This is a genomic window from Curvibacter sp. GW821-FHT01G03, from assembly GCF_059422285.1.
This window is the reverse complement of the sequence record NZ_JBWKWP010000014.1, coordinates 1-18299: the sequence shown is the minus strand read 5'-3', so window position 1 is coordinate 18299 and position 18299 is coordinate 1. Positions and strand designations below refer to the sequence as shown.

General features: G+C 66.5%; 20 protein-coding genes. 11 read left to right on the top strand and 9 right to left on the bottom strand.

The window, feature by feature from the left end; all coding sequences use genetic code 11:
- The 4 genes from glpK to AC07VS_RS19845 all read left to right on the top strand — a co-directional run bounded on the left by glpK (position 1) and on the right by AC07VS_RS19845 (position 3879).
- Entirely contained in the window at positions 1–1494 is a 1494-nt protein-coding gene (gene glpK, locus AC07VS_RS19860; protein WP_492349298.1) for a glycerol kinase GlpK, read from the top strand.
- A gap of 63 nt (positions 1495–1557) precedes the next feature.
- Positions 1558–2754: an esterase-like activity of phytase family protein gene (locus AC07VS_RS19855; RefSeq protein WP_494657711.1), complete on the top strand. Its 1197-nt coding sequence runs from the start codon at positions 1558–1560 to the stop codon at positions 2752–2754.
- A complete protein-coding gene (gene proC / locus AC07VS_RS19850) occupies positions 2751–3566 on the top strand; it encodes a pyrroline-5-carboxylate reductase (RefSeq protein ID WP_494751784.1) in 816 nt (271 codons plus the stop codon). The genes AC07VS_RS19855 and proC overlap by 4 nt, the downstream gene beginning before the upstream one ends.
- 103 nt (positions 3567–3669) lie before the next feature.
- Positions 3670–3879 (top strand): hypothetical protein, encoded by a 210-nt coding sequence (locus AC07VS_RS19845; RefSeq protein ID WP_492349301.1) that lies wholly within the window; start codon positions 3670–3672, stop codon positions 3877–3879.
- Positions 3880–3930: 51 nt separating this feature from the next.
- On the opposite strand, the gene ubiA is transcribed toward AC07VS_RS19845, so the two are convergent.
- The 4 genes from ubiA to recG all read right to left on the bottom strand — a co-directional run bounded on the left by ubiA (position 3931) and on the right by recG (position 8733).
- A complete protein-coding gene (ubiA, locus tag AC07VS_RS19840) occupies positions 3931–4836 on the bottom strand; it encodes a 4-hydroxybenzoate octaprenyltransferase (protein WP_494657710.1) in 906 nt (301 codons plus the stop codon).
- A gap of 92 nt (positions 4837–4928) precedes the next feature.
- Entirely contained in the window at positions 4929–5438 is a 510-nt protein-coding gene (locus tag AC07VS_RS19835) for a Dps family protein (RefSeq protein WP_492349303.1), read from the bottom strand.
- Positions 5439–5586: 148 nt separating this feature from the next.
- On the bottom strand, positions 5587–6543 hold the full coding sequence (locus AC07VS_RS19830; RefSeq protein WP_492349304.1) for a LysR substrate-binding domain-containing protein: 957 nt from the start codon (positions 6541–6543) through the stop codon (positions 5587–5589).
- 45 nt (positions 6544–6588) lie between these two features.
- Positions 6589–8733: an ATP-dependent DNA helicase RecG gene (gene recG / locus AC07VS_RS19825; RefSeq protein WP_494751783.1), complete on the bottom strand. Its 2145-nt coding sequence runs from the start codon at positions 8731–8733 to the stop codon at positions 6589–6591.
- Between the two features lie 99 nt (positions 8734–8832).
- Here recG and queA point away from each other — a divergent pair, with 99 nt between their 5' ends.
- Positions 8833–9882 (top strand): tRNA preQ1(34) S-adenosylmethionine ribosyltransferase-isomerase QueA, encoded by a 1050-nt coding sequence (gene queA, locus AC07VS_RS19820; protein WP_494657708.1) that lies wholly within the window; start codon positions 8833–8835, stop codon positions 9880–9882.
- On the opposite strand, the gene AC07VS_RS19815 is transcribed toward queA, so the two are convergent.
- Complete coding sequence (locus AC07VS_RS19815) at positions 9883–10509, bottom strand: hypothetical protein (protein ID WP_494751782.1); 627 nt, start codon at positions 10507–10509, stop codon at positions 9883–9885.
- Positions 10510–10594: 85 nt separating this feature from the next.
- Between AC07VS_RS19815 and AC07VS_RS19810 the strand changes: the two genes are divergently transcribed.
- The 6 genes from AC07VS_RS19810 to AC07VS_RS19785 all read left to right on the top strand — a co-directional run bounded on the left by AC07VS_RS19810 (position 10595) and on the right by AC07VS_RS19785 (position 15193).
- On the top strand, positions 10595–11167 hold the full coding sequence (locus AC07VS_RS19810; RefSeq protein ID WP_494751781.1) for a DUF2975 domain-containing protein: 573 nt from the start codon (positions 10595–10597) through the stop codon (positions 11165–11167).
- A gap of 14 nt (positions 11168–11181) precedes the next feature.
- Positions 11182–11424, top strand: a complete 243-nt coding sequence (locus AC07VS_RS19805) for a helix-turn-helix domain-containing protein (RefSeq protein ID WP_494657705.1) — start codon at positions 11182–11184, stop codon at positions 11422–11424.
- Positions 11408–12067, top strand: a complete 660-nt coding sequence (locus AC07VS_RS19800) for a hypothetical protein (RefSeq protein ID WP_494751780.1) — start codon at positions 11408–11410, stop codon at positions 12065–12067. Before AC07VS_RS19805 ends, AC07VS_RS19800 begins: the two co-directional genes overlap by 17 nt.
- Positions 12068–12118: 51 nt before the next feature.
- Positions 12119–13291: a tRNA guanosine(34) transglycosylase Tgt gene (gene tgt, locus AC07VS_RS19795; RefSeq protein WP_492349311.1), complete on the top strand. Its 1173-nt coding sequence runs from the start codon at positions 12119–12121 to the stop codon at positions 13289–13291.
- A gap of 108 nt (positions 13292–13399) precedes the next feature.
- Complete coding sequence (locus AC07VS_RS19790) at positions 13400–14206, top strand: mechanosensitive ion channel family protein (RefSeq protein WP_492349312.1); 807 nt, start codon at positions 13400–13402, stop codon at positions 14204–14206.
- Between the two features lie 171 nt (positions 14207–14377).
- Positions 14378–15193, top strand: a complete 816-nt coding sequence (locus tag AC07VS_RS19785) for a mechanosensitive ion channel family protein (protein ID WP_492349313.1) — start codon at positions 14378–14380, stop codon at positions 15191–15193.
- 42 nt (positions 15194–15235) lie between these two features.
- Here AC07VS_RS19785 and AC07VS_RS19780 read toward each other — a convergent pair whose 3' ends face one another.
- Genes AC07VS_RS19780 through AC07VS_RS19765 form a run of 4 tightly spaced genes read right to left on the bottom strand, consistent with a single transcriptional unit; the run spans position 15236 to position 18157 of the window.
- Positions 15236–16288, bottom strand: coding sequence for a serine endopeptidase (locus AC07VS_RS19780; RefSeq protein WP_494751779.1), 1053 nt, complete (start codon positions 16286–16288; stop codon positions 15236–15238).
- A gap of 60 nt (positions 16289–16348) precedes the next feature.
- Positions 16349–17152 carry a DUF2145 domain-containing protein gene (locus AC07VS_RS19775; protein WP_494751778.1) on the bottom strand — a complete coding sequence of 268 codons (804 nt, stop codon included), beginning with the start codon at positions 17150–17152 and terminating at the stop codon, positions 16349–16351.
- Between the two features lie 11 nt (positions 17153–17163).
- Entirely contained in the window at positions 17164–17616 is a 453-nt protein-coding gene (locus AC07VS_RS19770; protein WP_494751777.1) for a hypothetical protein, read from the bottom strand.
- Positions 17617–17653: 37 nt separating this feature from the next.
- Complete coding sequence (locus AC07VS_RS19765; protein ID WP_494657702.1) at positions 17654–18157, bottom strand: YiaA/YiaB family inner membrane protein; 504 nt, start codon at positions 18155–18157, stop codon at positions 17654–17656.
- Between the last annotated feature and the right edge of the window lie 142 nt (positions 18158–18299).

The window sequence follows — 18299 nt, the reverse complement described above, 5'->3', positions numbered from 1 at the left end:
ATGACCTACCTCTTGGCCCTCGACCAGGGCACCTCCAGCTCACGCAGCATTGTTTTTGACGCCCTTGGCCATGTGGTGGCCCAGGCCCAGCAAGAGCTGCCCCAGATCTACCCTCAACCCGGCTGGGTTGAGCATGACCCCATGCTGATCTGGCAGACCCAGCTCGACACCGCTCGCGCCGTGCTGCAGAAGGCCGGCCTCAAGGCGAGTGACATCCATGCCCTGGGCATCACCAACCAGCGCGAAACCACCGTGGTCTGGAACCGCAAGACTGGCCAGCCCATCCACAACGCCATCGTCTGGCAGGACCGCCGAGCCGAACCAGCTTGCGCCCAATTGCGCGAACAAGGCCATTCGGACCTCATCCAGCAGCGCGCCGGCCTGTTGGTGGATGCCTATTTTTCGGGCACCAAGCTGCAATGGATCCTGAACAACGTGCCCGGCGCACGGGCCCAGGCCGAGGCCGGTGAACTGGCCTTCGGCACCGTCGACAGCTGGCTGATGTGGCAACTCACTGGCGGCGCCGTGCACGTCACCGACGTCAGCAATGCCTCGCGCACCATGCTGTTCAACATCCGCACCAATCAGTGGGACGACGACTTGCTGGCCCTGCTCGGCATCCCGCGCCAACTGCTGCCCGAGGTGCGCCCCTCCAACGCCGACTTCGGCCTGGTGCGCCCCGATCTGCTGGGCCAGGCCATCCGCATCAATGGGGTGGCGGGTGACCAGCAAAGTGCCTTGTTCGGGCAGGCCTGTTTCCACCCCGGCATGGCCAAGAACACCTATGGCACGGGCTGCTTCATGCTCATGCACACCGGCGAGCGCTTCCAGACCTCCCAAAATGGGCTGTTGACCACCAGTGCCGCCCAGGCCAGCCCACGTGCCGAGTTCGCCATCGAGGGCAGCGTGTTCGTGGGCGGCGCCGTGGTGCAGTGGCTGCGTGACGGACTCAACGCCATCCAGTCCAGCAGCGAAGTGCAGCAACTGGCCCAGAGCGTGCCTGACGCCGGCGGTGTGATGATGGTGCCCGCCTTCACCGGTCTGGGCGCCCCGTATTGGAACCCCGAGGCGCGCGGCACCATCACCGGCATCACCCGTGGCACCACCCTGGCCCACATTGCCCGCGCCGCGCTGGAGAGCATTGCCTTCCAGAGCACCGCCCTGCTTGAGGCCATGAGCCGCGACGCCGTGGCCGCCGGTGGCAGCCCGGTCACCGAACTGCGCGTGGACGGCGGCGCTTGCGTCAACGACCTGCTGATGCAGATGCAGGCCGATCTGCTGGGCATCCCCGTGGTTCGGCCCGCCGTGATCGAAACCACGGCCCTGGGCGCGGCTTACCTGGCCGGGCTGGGCTCGGGCCTTTACGCCGGGCTGGACGAACTCAGCCAACAATGGCGCGCCGAACGCACCTTCGTGCCGCAAATGGCGCGCGACCAGGCCACCGAACGCATCGCCCACTGGGAACGGGCCGTGCGCCAGGCGACTGCGACCTGAAAATCTGCGATGCAGCACCCACCCGCAGGCTAGGCGTTTTAAAAAGCGCCTAGACTTCGGCCCGTGAAATTTCCCAGTAACACCTCCCTTCCGGGCGCCCGGGGACTGTCCCGCCGCCAATGGCTGAAATGGGGCGCTGCCCCTCTGCTGGCCAGTGCCCTGCCAGGCTGCACCCCGTTGGGCCTGCGCCCCGGCAACGCCGGGCTGCGGCCGCAGTTGCGCCTGCTGGGCGAAGAGCGTCTGCCCTACCACCTGAAATTTGAAGACACCACGGTGGGAGGCCTGTCCGGCCTCGACCGCGATCCGGTCAGCGGTCATTGGTATGCCCTGAGCGACGACCGCTCCGACCGCCACCCGGCGCGCTTCTACACCCTCGCCATGAAGGTGTCCGAAGCTGGCATCACCGGCCTGGCCGTCCAGAACGTGACCCTGCTGCGCGACGCCCAGGGCCGCACTTACCCCAACCGCAAACAGGCTGATGCCAGCCGACCCGAGATCCCCGATCCCGAGTCGATCCGATTCCGGCCTGAGACCGGCACCCTGCTCTGGACCAGCGAAGGCGATGTCAACCGCGGCCTGCCGCCCGCGCTGCGCGAAATGTCGCTGGACGGGCGACTGCTGCGTGAGTTCACCCTGCCCGACGTGCTGAAGCTGAGTGCCGACGATGCCCACGGCCCGCGCAACAACCTCGCGTTTGAAGGCCTGGCCCTGAGCCCCAGTGGCCGCTACGCCTGGGTATCCATGGAGGCCCCGCTGGTGCAGGACGGTCCGCTGCCTTCCGCAGGGCAACGCGGCGGCCCTTGCCGGCTGACCCGCTTTGACCTGCGCACCGGTCAGGCCGACCGGCAGATTGCCTACCAGCCCGATGCCGTGCCGCGCAGCCCGCTGCCCCCGGGCGCACCCGCCGACAACGGCATCAGCGAGATCCTCATGGCCGACGAGCACCACCTGCTGCTGCTTGAGCGGGCCTACATGACGGGGGTGGGGGTCTCTCTGGCGCTGTACCGCATCGACACCCGCCAGGCGCCTGATGTGCTGAACCTCGGCACCCTGCCGCCCGGTGCGCCGGTGGCGCCCAAAACCCTGGTCGCTGACTTTGCCAGCCTCGGCATCAGCCGACTGGACAACAGCGAATGCCTGTGCTGGGGGCCTACCCTGAGCAACGGGCGGCGCAGCCTGGTGGTGCTGAGCGACGACAATTTCAGCCCGATCCAGATCACCCAATTTCTAGCTTTCGAATACCAGGACGCACCCTCATGACCTCCCAAATCGCATTCATCGGCGGCGGCAACATGGCCAGCGCCATCATTGGCGGCCTGCTCAAGCAGGGGCGTCAGGCCTCGGACATTCTCGTCGTCGAGCCCTTTGCCGAGGCCCGCGAGCGCCTGGCCCGTGATTTCGGCATCCAGGCCTTCGAGACCGCCGATGCCCGCCTGGCGCCAGCGGCCCTGGTGGTCTGGGCCGTCAAGCCGCAAACCTTCCGCGACGCGGCCCTGGCGGTGCGTGCCCACACCACCCAGGCCCTGCACCTGAGCGTGGCCGCCGGCATCCGCAGCGACAGCATTGCCCAATGGACCGGCACCGAGCGCGTGGTGCGCTGCATGCCCAACACGCCCGCCCTGGTGGGCAAAGGCATGACCGGCCTGTTTGCCCGCGCCGCGGTCACCCCGACCGACCGCAGTCTGGTCGAGCAGGTGATCCAGACCACCGGCGACTCGCTGTGGGTGAGTGAAGAAAGCCACCTCGACGTGGTCACCGCCCTGTCGGGCTCGGGCCCGGCCTATGTGTTCTATTTCATCGAGGCGATGGCGGCGGCAGGCGCCCAGATGGGGCTGACCGAAGCCCAGGCACTCAAGCTGTCGATCGGCACCTTTGTGGGGGCGGCCGAACTGGCCCGGGCCTCCACCGAGCCGCCCGAGGTGCTGCGCCAACGCGTCACCTCCAAGGGGGGCACCACCTACGCCGCCCTGTGCTCGCTGGAAGAAAGCCAGGTCAAGGCCCATTTCATGCAAGCCATGGAAAAGGCCCGCGCCCGCGCCCAGGAGCTGGGCGATGAATTCGGCGCGGCCTGAACCTGGCGACGGTCCAACTTCAGCGAAAATACCCCCGTCAAGGCGCCAGCAGCCATACGGCACGGTGCCGTGGCGGCCAACCCTCAACCAACCAAGACACAACATGAAAAAACTGCTTACCGCGATTCTCTCGGCCGCCCTGGTGGTCATGCCCCTGGCCCTGACCAGCACCGAAGCCGCCGCCAAGACGCCGCACAGCGCCAAGGCCTCGGGCAAACATGCCAAAAAAGCCGGCAAACACGGCAAGAAGGCCAAGAGCAAGCATGCCAAGCACGCCAAGAGCGCGCACAAGGCCAAGGCTCACACCTTCTGAGGGCCTAAGCGCTCTGCATCGAACAGGCCCGCCCCGAGCGGGCCTTTTCATTCAGGCCAGCCAGCCGGCCAGCAACAGGCTGGCAAACAAGGTCGCGCCCAACCAGTGGTTGGCGCGAAAGGCCTTGAAGCAGCCGTCCCGGCTTCGGTGCCGGATCAGGCCCACATGCCAGCCAACCTGGGCCAGGGCCACCAGCAGCCCCCCACCCAAAAAGACCGCCGGCACGCGCCCTTGCAACACCAGCCCCCAAATCAGCAGGCTCAGCACATAAAAGGCGGTGACGGCCAGCACATCCCACCGGCCCAGCGTGATGGCCGAAGTCTTCATGCCGATCTTCAAGTCATCGTCGCGGTCCACCATGGCGTATTCAGTGTCATAAGCCAGCACCCACAGCAGGTTGCTGAGCACCAACCAGCCCACCAGTGGCGACAAAGGCACATCCTGTGCCGTGAAGGCCATCGGAATGCCAAAACTGAAGGCCACCCCCAGAACGGCCTGCGGCATGGACACCAGGCGTTTGGCAAACGGGTAGAACAAGGTGACCGCCAAAGCACCGAAAGACCACAGGATGGTGGGCCCGTTGGTGGTCAGCACCAAGCCAAAGGCCACCAAGGCCAACACGGCCCCTACCACCAGGGCCTCGCGCACCGAGACGGCCCCCGAGGTGACAGGCCGGTTGGCCGTGCGCTTCACATGGCGGTCAAAGCCGCGGTCGGCCACGTCGTTCACACAGCACCCGGCACTGCGCATCAAGATGGTGCCCAGCGTGAACACCAGCAGCAGGTGCCAGCCCGGGAAGCCGCCCTTGGCCACCCACAGCGCACTCAGCGTGGGCCACAGCAGCAACAGCCAGCCGGCCGGCCTGTCCCAGCGGATCAGGCTGAGGTAAAGCGCCAGTCGGCTCGAAGACGAAGCGGGACTCGGTTTGGGAGAAGAAGGGGGGGCGGAGGCGGTCATCGCGGGCGGACTCGGTCAAAGAAGGGCGGTGGCGATTTTCGCAGCAAGCCGCCCCGGGCCGGATCCACCTGGAACCGTTCAGAACCGCGAAATCACTCTTCGAGCAGCGAGCGCAGCATCCAGGCGGTCTGCTCATGCACCGTCAGGCGCTGGGTCAGCAGGTCGGACGTAGGTTCATCGCTGGCCTTGTCGGCCAAGGGGAACAGCTCGCGCGCCGTGCGCGCCACTGCTTCGTGGCCGGTGACCAGGATGCGCACCATCTCCAGCGCCTTGGGCGGGGTGCCCGGGGCGTCGGGCACGGTGGCCAGCTTGCCAAAATCAGCGTACGAGCCTGGCGCCACATGGCCCAGCGAGCGGATGCGCTCGGCAATCGGGTCCACCGCATTCCACAGTTCGGTGTACTGCACCATGAACATGGTGTGCAGGGTGTTGAACATCGGCCCGGTCACGTTCCAATGGAAGTTGTGCGTGGTCAGGTACAGGGTGTAGGTGTCGGCCAGCAGGCGCGACAGGCCCTTCGCAATGGCGGCTCGGTCCTTGTCACTGATGCCGATGTTGATCGCGGGCACCGACTTGGGGGTGCTGCGGGGGGCTTTGGCCATGGGGTCACTCCTTCAGTGTTGAAAAACAAACCATCCACAAGGGCTTGGACCGCCATGCTCAGGGGGATGGACGGCAAGCCATTTGTAATCAGAGGATTCAATGTAACGGCGCCAGAAGGTCGTACACGTAGGACGAACGCTCAAGGCATCACGACAGGCGTTTGACGCCGGGCAACTCGCAGGCGTAGATCGAGTTGCGCAGGGCGGCAATCGCCTCGTAACGGGTGAAGCTGCGGCGCCAGGCCAGCACCACGCGGCGGTAGGGGACATCGCCTTCAAAGGGCAGGTACACCACGTGGGCCTCGTCGTCACTCTTGCGCCGGCGCGTGCGCGGGGCCAGGGCGTCCTTGGGCACGCTCAGGCGAGGCACCAGGGTCACGCCCATGCCGGCGGCCACCATGTGTTTGATGGTTTCCAGCGAGGAGCCCTCGAAGCTCTTGCGGATGCCCTCGGCATTGCTGGAAAACCGGGCGAACTCGGGGCACACCTCCAGCACATGGTCACGGAAGCAATGGCCGTTGCCCAGCAGCAGCATGGTCTCGCTCTTCATCTCCTCGGCTGTGATGCTCTTGCGCGCAGCCAGCGCATGGGTGCTGGGCACTGCGGCCATGAAGGGCTCGTCGTACAGCGGCGCCAGCGCCAGGCCGGTGTCCGGAAAGGGCTCGGCCATGATGGCGCAGTCGATCTCGCCGGTGCGCAGCATCTCCAACAACTTGACGGTGAAGTTCTCCTGCAGCATCAGGGGCATCTGAGGCGTGCGCGAGATGGCTTGGCGCACCAGATCGGGCAGCAGGTAGGGGCCGATGGTGTAGATCACCCCGAGCTTCAAGGCGCCGGCCAAAGGGTCTTTGCCACGCTTGGCGATTTCCTTGATCGCGGCGGCCTGCTCCAGCACGCTCTGCGCCTGGCGCACGATCTCTTCACCCAGCGGGGTGACACTGACCTCGTTGGCGCTGCGCTCGAACAGTTTCACCTCCAGCTCGTCTTCGAGCTTGCGGATCGCCACCGACAAGGTGGGCTGCGAGACAAAGCAGGCCTCGGCCGCTTTGCCAAAGTGCTTTTCGCGCGCCACGGCCACGATGTATTTGAGTTCAGTCAGGGTCATGAAGGTCTTCGCTGCACGCCGGGTCCGAAGGGGCCCGGCCAGTCCTCAGGCTTTGAGGAACTCCGATTTTCCTCCCAACCAGCGGCTCACGTGCGTCTGGGCCTTTTCAGGGTAACGGTCCAGCATCAGCGGCGCGGCCTCCCGGGCCCAGTCCAGCAGCACCGTGTCGGTGGCCAGATCGGCAAAACGCAACAGCGGTGCTCCCGATTGACGCGCGCCCAGGAACTCCCCCGGCCCCCGGATCTCCAGGTCGCGCCGGGCAATCTCAAAGCCGTCGCCGGTCTCGGCCATCGCGCGCAGGCGCTCGCGGGCCGTTTCGCCCAGGCGCCCGCTCTCGTTGGTGGCATACAGCAACACACAGGCCGATGCCGCCGCGCCGCGCCCCACCCGGCCACGCAACTGGTGCAGCTGGCTCAGGCCAAAGCGCTCGGCGTGCTCAATCACCATCAGCGAGGCATTGGGCACATCCACCCCCACCTCGATCACGGTGGTGCTGACCAGCACGCCCATCTGGCCGCTGGTAAAGAGTTCCATCACCGCCTTCTTCTCGGCCGTGGGCATGCGCGAGTGCAGCAGCCCCACCATCACGCCAGGCAAGGCATCGCTGAGGTCGGCATGGGTGGCCGTGGCGTTGCTCAGGTCCAGGGCCTCGCTCTCTTCGATCAACGGGCAAACCCAATAGACCTGGCGCCCTTGAGCAATTTGATCGGCAATGCGGGCAACCACCTCATCGCGCCGGCTGTCGGAAACCAGCTTGGTCACGATGGGGGTGCGCCCCGGTGGCAGTTCGTCGATGGTGGACACATCCAGATCGGCGTAATAGCTCATGGCCAGGGTGCGCGGGATGGGTGTCGCACTCATCATCAACAGGTGCGGCTCACGCCCGCTGCCGTCATCGAGCTTGCTGCGCAGGGCCAGGCGCTGGGCCACGCCGAAGCGGTGTTGCTCGTCGATCAGGGCCAGGGCCAGGTTCTTGAACTTGACCTGATCCTGGATCACCGCGTGCGTGCCCACCACCAGGGCGGCCTCGCCGCTTTCGACCAGGGCCAGGGCCGCGCCCCGCTCTTTCTTTTTCTGGGCGCCCGCCAGCCAGGCCACCTTTTTGCCCTGGGGCGCCAGCAGGGGCTCGAGCCAGCCGACCAGCTTGCCGAAGTGTTGCTCGGCCAAGATTTCGGTCGGGGCCATCAAGGCGCATTGCCAGCCGGCGTCGATGCAGATCGCGGCCGCCAGCGCCGCCACCACCGTCTTGCCTGAGCCCACGTCGCCTTGCAGCAGCCGGTGCATGGGCACGCCACGCGCCAGATCGTGCGCGATTTCCTCACACACCCGGCGCTGCGCGGCCGTCAGCGCAAAAGGCAGCACCGACAGCAACTGCTCGTGCAAGGACAGCACACCTCGCTGGTGCCGGGGCTGCAGCGCCGGGGCGCGCAGACGCGCCCGCTCGCGCTTGGATTCAAGCTGCGACAGCTGTTGCGCCAGCAACTCTTCGGCCTTCAGGCGCTGCCAGGCCGGGTGGCTGTGGTCCTCCAGCGCGGCCAGCGACACATCCGGTGTGGGGTGGTGCAGAAAGGACAGGGCTGAACGCAGATCCGACAGGCGCAGAAAATCGATGCCCTGCAGCACCTCGGGCGGGATGGTCTCGCTGAGGTCGGCGCGCATCAGACCCGACTGCACGGCACGGCGCAGGTAGGGCTGTGGCAACTGGGCCACCGTGGGGTAGATCGGCGTCAGCGCCGTGGGCAGTTCGCCCCCGGCCAGGCGAAACGCAGGGTGCAGCATCTGCCGCCCCCAGAAGCCGCCCTTGATCTCGCCCCGCACGCGCAACAGCGCACCCGCCGCCAGCGTCTTCTGGTGCGAAGGGTAGAAACTGAAAAACCGCAGTTCGCAACTGCCGCTCTCGTCCTCCACCGTCACCACCAACTGGCGGCGCGGGCGCATGGTGATCTCGCTTTTCACCACCGTGACCTCGATCTGCACCGTGTCGCCATCGCGGGCGTTGCGCAGCAAGGTGATGCGGGTCTCGTCCTCGTAGCGCAGCGGCAGGTGCAGGGCCAGGTCGATGTCACGGCGCAGCCCCATCTTGAGCAGGGCTTTTTGCGGCGGCGAGAGTTCACGCCCGGCCGGAGCGGCTGGATCCGCCTTGGCAGGCTTGGCTGGTGACGGCAGTGGGGCGGAGGGCTTGGGGGCCATGACTGTATTTTTACCCAGCCTTTCAAGCTGTGCGTCCACCCCGTGAGAAAATCTCCGCCTTTTCCACCTTGGCACGGGCCTGTCAGGCCCTCAAGCACCATGACGCTTCATCCCGCATCCCGTCCGTTCACCCTGGCTGATTTCGACTTCGAGCTGCCCCCTGAACTGATCGCCCAACACCCCGCTGCCGAGCGCAGCGCCTCCCGCCTGCTCGATGGCACCGGCCCCTCGCCCATCGACCGCATCTTCAAAGAACTTCCTGATCTGCTGCGCGCGGGCGACTTGCTGGTGTTCAACGACACCCAGGTGATCAAGGCCCGCCTGTTCGGCGAGAAATCCACCGGCGGCAAGGTCGAATTGCTGGTTGAGCGCGTGCTGCAAGACCACGAGGTGGTGGCCCACATGAAGGTCAGCAAAAAGCCGCCCGTGGGCAGCACGCTGGAGATGGTCGGCGGCTTCAGCGCCACCTTGCTGGGCCGCTGGCCGGATGAGGACGGCGCGTTGTTCCGCTTTCGCTTCAGCGGCGAGCCCCATGCCCTGATGGCCGCCCACGGCCATGTGCCCCTGCCGCCCTACATCGAGCACGGCGACTCGGCCGAGGACGAGCAGCGCTACCAGACCGTGTTCGCCCGCCACCCCGGTGCGGTGGCCGCCCCGACGGCCGCCCTGCACTTTGACGAGCCCCTGCTGGCCCGGTTGGCCGCGCGCGGCATTGAGCGCGCCAGCGTCACCCTGCATGTGGGCGCCGGCACCTTCCAGCCCGTGAAGACCGAGAACCTGGCCGAACACAAGATGCACCGCGAGTGGTACCAGGTGCCGCTCGAGACCCTGGCCGCCCTGGAGCGCTGCCGCCAGCGCGGCGGCCGCGTGGTCGCCGTGGGCACCACCACCGTGCGCACCCTCGAATCCTGGGCCCAGTCGGGCCAGACCTCGGGCGACACGCAGATCTTCATCACGCCCGGCTTTGCCTTCAAGGTGGTCGATGTGCTGATCACCAACTTCCACCTGCCCAAGAGCACGCTGATGATGCTGGTCAGCGCCTTGGCCGGCTACGAACGCATCATGGCCCTGTACCGCCACGCCATCGCCCAGCGGTACCGCTTCTTCAGCTATGGGGATGCGATGCTGCTGGAGCGCCAGCCCGACTGATCACGGGGCACAGCTCGGGAAGCGCCGGGCCTGCTCCTCCTTCGGCAGCAGGGTGCTCAGGTCGGCATCGCGCAGCACGGCGATGTACTCGCCCTGGGCCTGGAAGCGCAGCAGCGTGCTCACCCGTAGGCTGCGCGACGCCCCCGGCGGCTGACAGCCCTCAAAGGCCAGGCCCAGGCCGAGCCGGCGCTTGCCCTCACTGCCTTTCCAGCCCAGGGCCTGGCTGCGCAAGGCCTGCAGGCGGGCCAGGCTGGCCGGTGCGATGCGCCAGACATGCAACTGCAGCCCGGGGCCCACCTCGCCCGCCAAGGGGCTGAGTTCGGCCGCGCCCCGCAACTCTTCGAGCGGCAGCTTCTCCTCCAGCGTCTCCCAGGCGGCCTGCCCGTTCACGGGGGGCAGCTCGCGGGCCACCGTCACGTCCAGGGTCAAGGAAAGCGGGCTCAGGCGCAAGGACGCAGGCGCCACCAGGGCCGCACGCACGGCGCCAGGGTCCAGTTCCTCCAGCTGCAAGGCCCGCAACTTCCACAACGAGGCCAAGGGCACGCTGCCGCAGCCGGCCAACCCCAGCACCAGCAAGGCCACTGAAAAAGCCCGCCCAACCGGCACACAAAGACGTACAAAAGACATAAGCACACCTCTCAGGGTTTGACTAAATTTCTGCAAATCAACAAAATATTATTGTTTTACAGAAATTAATGCCTGTCTACACCCCATGAACAACACGCTCCAATCCCCGGCCTTCCAACGCCTCTCGCGCCTGCTCAACGGCCTGACCTGGGCCTGTGGTCTGCTGGGACTCGGGTTTTCCGTGGCCCGCTGGATCGGCCTGGGTCAAGGTGGCGACAGCCCTTGGCACAGCCTTTTGCTGCCTTTGCAGGCCCAGTTGGCAGGCTTGAAGCCGCCCTCCAGCCTGAGCTGGCCCTGGCAGTTGGCCGGGCTGGGCCTCGAGTGCCTGCCGCTGGCGGCCCTGGCCCTCAGCCTGCTGAGCCTGCGCCGCATCTGCGCCGCCTTCATCGAGGGCCAGGTGTTCTCGGCTCAGGTGGTGTGCGGCTTCAGGCAGTTGGGCCAGGGCCTGATGGCCATGGCGGTGCTCAGCGTGCTTTACGGCGCAGGGGTCACGGCCTTGCTGTCGTGGCTGGCCTCGGGGCAGCACGGCGGCATCGTGACGGTTTCGCTGGGCTCCTTCGAGATCAGCCTGCTGATCCTGGGGCTGCTGATGCACCTGCTGTCCCAGGTCATGGCCGAGGGCCAGCGGCTCAAGGCCGAAACCGAAGCCTTCGTCTGAGACGGGTACAGCCCATGCCCATCCTGGTCAAACTGGACGAAATGCTGGTGCGTCGCAAGGTGAAGTCACGCGACCTGGCCGCCCACATCGGCATCACCGAGGCCAACCTGTCCCTGCTCAAAAGCGGCAAGGTCAAGGGCGTGCGCTTCGACACCCTGGCCGCCATCTGCGACTACCTGGCCTGCCAGCCGGGTGATCTGCTGGCCTGGTCGCCGGGCTCAGAGGAACGCACCGAGCCGGATGCCGCGAGCGACTGAACACCGGCCATCGCGCCAGACCGCCTGGGCCGTCGGCCTGGCCGTCTTGCTGCATGGGCTGCTGCTCCTGGCGTGGCAGGGCCCCTCGGACCCTGCCCCCGCGCTGCCACAGGCCGCCCCCATCGTGATGCAGGCACGATGGATTGCCGAAGCACCCGCGGCGTCACCACCAGCCCCCTTGAACAAATCAAGCTGGGCGACCCGCACGACGGCGCATGGGCCGCCCACCACGGCAACGATCACGTCCGCAGCGCCGGCGGCAGAGCGGACCGAAGCGCTCTCCATGCCGGCCTTGGCGCCAACGCGCGCCGAGCCCCCACAGGCGGCGCCCGAGTCGGCCCCTCAAACCCGCCCCCAGGCCCTGCGGCTCAGTCCGGAGGCCTTGGCCAACAGCCTGCAACGCGAGCGCCGCTGGCAACAGCAGCACGGCGACGGGCGCCGCTTTCCGGATCGTTTTGCAGCGCCAAGCCCTGGCGAAGCCCCGGGCACGACAAGCCTTCAGGAAAGCGATCGCGGCGACGGTGGCCGGCTGGCACGGGTGCAGGGCCCACTGGGCACCTATTGCGTGCGGCTGCCGCCGCCCGATCGCCCCCTGCCCGACGGGCCGGCCCCCCGCCTGGCGCTGCCCAGCAATTGCCCCTGAGGCCAGGCGCCGCGCGCCCCCTGGCGCCCCACCCCTCCTACAATCCCCGCCATGCTGAATTTCGACCTCCTCGCCACCGACCCCGACAGCCACGCGCGCCGGGGCACGCTCACGCTGAACCACGGTGTGGTGCAAACGCCCATCTTCATGCCCGTGGGCACCTATGGCACGGTCAAGGGCGTGATGCCCCGCAGCCTCGAAGACATGGGCGCACAGATCATCCTGGGCAACACCTTTCACCTGTGGATGCGTCCGGGCCTGGATGTGATGCAAAGCTTTGGCGGCCTGCACCAGTTCGAGAAGTGGAACAAGCCCATCCTCACCGACTCGGGTGGGTTTCAGGTCTGGAGCCTGGGGGCCATGCGCAAGATCAGCGAAGAAGGCGTCAAGTTCGCCAGCCCGGTGAATGGCGACAAGCTGTTTCTCACGCCTGAGATCAGCATGCAGATCCAGACCGTGCTGAACTCCGACATCGTGATGCAGTTCGATGAATGCACGCCTTACGAGACCAAGGGCCACCTGACCACCGAGCGTGAAGCGCGCAGCTCAATGGAGCTGTCACTGCGCTGGGCCCAGCGTTGCAAGACCGAATTTGCCCGGCTGGAAAACCCCAACGCCCTGTTCGGCATCGTTCAGGGCGGCATGTTCGAGAACCTGCGCGAAGAGTCGCTGGCGGCCCTGGTCGAGATGGATTTTCCGGGCTATGCGGTGGGCGGCGTCAGTGTGGGCGAACCCAAGGACGAGATGCTGCGCATCATGGCCCACACCCCGCACCGCCTGCCGGCCCACAAGCCGCGCTACCTGATGGGCGTGGGCACACCGGAAGACCTGGTCGAGGGCGTGGCCCAGGGCGTGGACATGTTCGACTGCGTGATGCCGACCCGCAACGCACGCAATGGCACCATTTTCACGCGCTATGGCGACCTGAAGCTGCGCAATGCCCGCCACAAGAGCGACCCGCAGCCGCTGGATGCCACCTGCACCTGCTATGCCTGCGCCGGGACCTCGGGCGTGAGCTGGGCCGACGGCGGACGCGAGGGCTTCAGCCGCGCCTACCTGCACCACCTGGATCGCTGCGGCGAGATGCTGGGCCCCATGTTGACCACCGTGCACAACCTGCACTACTACCTGAACCTGATGCGCGAGGTGCGCGAATCGCTGGACCAGGGCCAGTTCACGGCCTTCCGCGCCCGCTTCAAGACCGAGCGCGCCCGCGGGGTCTGAACCCGCTCTGGGCGACAGCAGCAATTGCTTACCGCCCGTGTCATGCGCTAACCAGCCTTCTGCCCAGGCTCCCTATGCTGCCCAGCCCGCAGTTGGAAGGAGAGCCCCGTGAACCCCGAAGTCGTCTGGCAGTTTCTGACCACCCAAGGCCTGGAGCTGGCCTTGAAGGTCCTTGGCGCACTCACCACCTGGGTGACCGGGCGCTGGCTGATCAGCCAGCTCACGCGCGTGATACGACTGGCCCTGCTGCGCGGCCACATGGACCCCACCCTGGCCCAGTACCTGACCTCCATCAGCAAAGGTCTGCTGCACGCCCTGCTGGTGGTGCTGATCCTCGACATCTTCGGCATCAGCACCACCTCGCTGGCGGCGCTGCTGGCCGGTGCCGGCCTGGCCCTCGGCGCAGCCTGGGGCGGCCTGCTGAGCCACTTTGCCGCCGGCCTGTTCCTGCAGGTGCTGCGACCCTACCGGGTCGGCGACCACGTGAACCTGGCCGGCATCACCGGCCGGGTGAGCGAACTGGGACTGTTCAACACCCAGTTGATCAGCAGCGACCAGGTGCTGACCCTGGTGGGCAACAACAAGGTGTTCTCCGAGGTGATCCGCAACTACAGTGCGCTGCCGGCACGCCGGGTGGACTGCCAGCTCAAGCTGGCCCATGGCGTCGACGCGGACGAGGCCATGGCCCGCATCCGTACCGCGCTGACGACCGTGCCCCATGTCTGCACCGAACCGCCGCCCGAGATCGGCATCGCCGAATTCAGCGCCGAAGGCCCGGTGTTGAACGTGCGCCCCTTCACCCACACCGACCATTACTGGCAGGTGTTTTACGACACCCATCGTGTGGTGCTGGGCGCCATGGTCGACGCAGGCTACCCGGTCCCTGAAAAACCCCTGCGTGTGCGCGAGGGATGATTCGCGGTGGCTTCCGAGGCCAGACCGGTGCCAGGCCCGCGCCTTCGTCGCTCAAATGCAAGCAACCCTTGCTTATCTGCCAACTTTTGACGGTTTCAGGCACTTTCGCGAAGCCCAGACGCGCTCCAGAAACGCTACAAAAAGTAAGCTGCGCGCAGGAGGTTCGCCAACATGAACACAGAAGCCATCTGGCATTTCTTGAACACACAGGGGGCCGATTTTGGCCTCAAGGTACTGGGGGCCATCGCGGCCTGGATCGTCGGCCGCTGGCTGATTGGCCTGGTGGTGCGCCTGCTGGGCACGGTGCTGGCCCGGGGCAGCAAAGTGGACGCAACCCTCGCCGAGTACCTGAAATCCATCCTCACGGTGTTGCTGAACATCGTGCTGGTGATGGCCATCCTGGACATCTTCGGCGTCAGCACCACCTCGTTTGCGGCCCTGCTGGCTGGCGCGGGCCTGGCCATCGGCACCGCCTGGGGCGGCTTGCTGACGCACTTTGCGGCCGGCGTGTTCCTGCAGGTGCTGCGACCTTACAAGGTGGGTGATTTCGTCAGCGCGGGCGGCGTGACCGGCACCGTGCGCGAACTGGGCTTGTTCGGCACCACCATCGTCACCCCCGACAACGTGGTCACGATCGTGGGCAACAACAAGGTGTTCTCGGACACCATCCAGAACTTCAGCACGCTGCCGGTGCGGCGGGTGGACTGCGTGGCCAAAGTGGCCAACGGGGTGGACGTGCAAGACGCCATCAACCGCCTGAAGGCCGCCGTGAGCAGCATCCCCAACGTGGCAGCCACCCCTGCCCCCGATGTCGAGATCCTGCAGTTCACCCCTGAGGGCCCCTTGCTCTGTGTGCGCCCCTACACCCACACCGACCACTACTGGCAGGTGTATTTCGACACCCACAAGGCCGTGGTGGCCACCTTTGGTGCCGCGGGCTACCCGGTGCCCGAGACCCCGGTGGCGCATCGCACCCTGGCGGCCTGAGCAAAAGCCGGATCGGATCGGCACCCCCACCGCAGGCCGATCTCAGGGCGAAGGCTGCGGTGGCCGTGCCGGCGCACCACAACTGATGCAATAGCGCACCCAGGCGTTTTTGCGGGTGTGACACTGGCCGCAATGGTCGTGCAAGCCGATGCCGCAATGGGGACAGAAGTCCAGGCCCGGCAGCTTCAGATCGACGGGTCGCTCGCAGCCCGGGCACACGCTTTTGGCCAAGCGGCCCAAGGCCTGGTCGTAGTCCAGGGTATCGCGTCGTCGCTGATCGGGCTCGGCCTCGGCCGCCTGCTGCGCGGCCAGGTAACGGTTCAGCGCCAGGATGGCGTAACGCCCCACCAGCACCGTCACCACGATGCCCACGCCATAGCGCACATAGCCGCCGTAACTGGGCAGGTAGGGCACCAGTTCCACAAAGAACGCGACCAAGGCGAAGCCGATGAAGCCCCACACAAAGGGCCACGCGCTGCTTTGGCGCTGCTTCACGAACAACCAGCCCGCCAACACCAGCAAAGGCAGGGTGAGCGCCAGGCGGTAAAGGAACACGCGCAGCTCCTGCTGCCGGCTGGCGGCCTGCCAGCCCGACTGGGCATCCTGCTCCAGCTCGCTGAGTTGCTGCTGGGCCTGGCTCTCGTGCTGGCGAGCGTCAAGTTCGGCCTGCTGCTGCGTCTCCACCACGGCCAAGGCCTCGCGCTCGCGCTGCTTGAGCCCGTCGAGCTCCTGGGTACGCTGCACCAGTTGAGGGTCTTGCTCGGGGCGGGCCGTGGCATGGCGCGTGGACAACCAGTTGTTGAAGGTTTCGCGTGCGGCCTGGTTGTCGGCCTGGGCGCGCGAGTGAGCCAGGCGCGCCTGCTCCAGGGCCTGGGCGGCGTCCTCACGCGCCTGACGGGCCTGCTTTAGCTGGTCGCGCGCCCGGGTGGTGGCCGTGCGGTCCATGAAATCAGCCACCTGAACGTGCCGTTCGACCTTGGGCAGGTCATCGACGATGGCACTGCCCAGGCCGGTCAGAAAGCCGGCAAAGACCAGCGCCACCCCCCACAGGCCACGGCGAAACCATTTTTCGGAAAGACGAAGCGATTGAGACATGACGGAACTCCCTTTTGACACCTTGAATTCTGATCGCAGCAACAGGTCCGAGGCTGGCCCTCAAGGCAGGGTTTCCCGCTGCGGGTCACCCGCCAGGCCGGCACGCGGCAGCCAGGCCAGCACCGAGTCCACTGTGACGGTCACGATGCGGTCGCTGAAGCGCTGATCGGGGGGATGGTCATCGAAAGCCACCTGGGCCCGCGAGACCCGTGCCCCCAGCCGGGTCAACGGTCCCAGACGCAAGACCGTGGGCTGATAACCTTGCAAACGCAGCCAGGCCTGGGCTTGGGCTCGGTCATGCACCTCGGGGGCCATGGCCGCGGCCAGAAATTCAATCGCCCACTGGTTGCTTTGCTGGTACCGCTGCCCCCAGGCATAGCTGACCAGGCTGTAGGCCGGTTCGTGCAGCCAGGCCGTGCGCTGCGGGTTCTGAAGCCCAGGCAGCAGGGCGGCCTGAACCTGCGGGCTGGGCACAGCCCAGACAGCTTCGTAGCGCCACAAGCCATCCAGAAAGAACTCGCCCAGCCCCTGGCGCATGACCAACGAACGGGCCGTGCCGCAGGTGTTGAGCTTGTGCAGCACACGCCATGCACCATCGGCACTTTGATAGGCCCAACCCAGGTGTGAATAGCGCAGGCCATAGGCACTGAGGTCCTGCCCGGCGCGCCCCAGAACCACCACCCGGGCGCCACTCGCGTCGAGCGCTCGGGCCACACGGGCGGCCAGCGCCATGCCCTGGGTGACCGTGGCGACGGTCGGGCCCCGGTCCTGGCAGTCCTGCCCGGCCTGGGCAGGCGCGATGTTCATCATGCAGGCCAGGCTGGCGGCGATCCAGCAGCGGGCGAACTTCAGGTGCAGCAGCATGACCACCCCCTTCACAACACACGCTCGTCATGCAGCAGGGCACGACCCAGCGCATTCGGCACGAAGGCCAACAGTTCACCGGCCACCGACAGCAGGACGCCGGTGCCGATCACGCTGCACACCACGGCGGTCCCCACGCTGCCAGCCACCCGAGCCCCCGCCCGGCCCGTCAGTTGAAGGCTGACCTGGGCGCCATCCGAGGCCCGCTCCAGCACCATCAGCGTGCCGTGCGCCGTCGACTGCACGGCCTGCACGGTGAGCACCGAGCCACCGACCGACAAGGCCACAGGCAGCGCCGCGGCCGCCGAGGCGCCGCCGGCCACCGCCACCACAGACGCCAGAGGCATCAGCGACAAGGCCGCCGAAGCCTCGCTCTGGGCGCAAGCCGTGCCGGTGCCCAGCGCCAGCAGTGCGCACAGGCACAGGCGAGTCCGGACCCGCTGGAAAAGAGAGGAAGAGTTCATGGTGGCTCCAGGCATGACATCGAGATCCGTTCACGGTTCACTGTGCATCGGGCGCCAGGCCTTGCTGCATTTCACGGCGCAGTTGGGCACGGGCGTCAGCTCGGGCCTGGGCCAGCGAGGCCTCGTGGGCATCGCGCAGCGTCTTGGCCAGCGTGAAGGCCGAACTCACCAGATAGAGCCAGCTCACCCCCAGGTAAGCCTTGTAGGTTTCGCTGATGTTCATGCGCAGCAGGCCCCAGCCGGTGAGGCCCATGGCCACGGTAAAACCACCCCAGACCACCAGGCGCCACATCGGGGATTCCGCCGCCGTGGCCTGTTGGTCGCGCACCGACTTGGACAGAACCAACACGGCCGTCAAACAAAACACATAGCCCATCACCATGAAGGCACGGTCCAGGTCCTGGCCCGGCAACCAGGCCAGACCGATGCTGCACAAGGAGACGGCCAGCGCAAACGAAGCCCAGACCTGCAACTGCCAGGCGCGGGAATCGCGCGCCACAGAGGCGACTGGGTGAGGCACAGGGGCTTGGCGTGAGGACATGAATGACTCCGGGGTGGTGTTGAAGATGAGCGAATGATCTCGTCGCCTCCTCTTGGAATCATCAAATTTGATTACCGGTGATCACCTTTAAGCCATCAAGTACCGTTATTCGATACTTCTTCCCCGAACACAAAAATACACT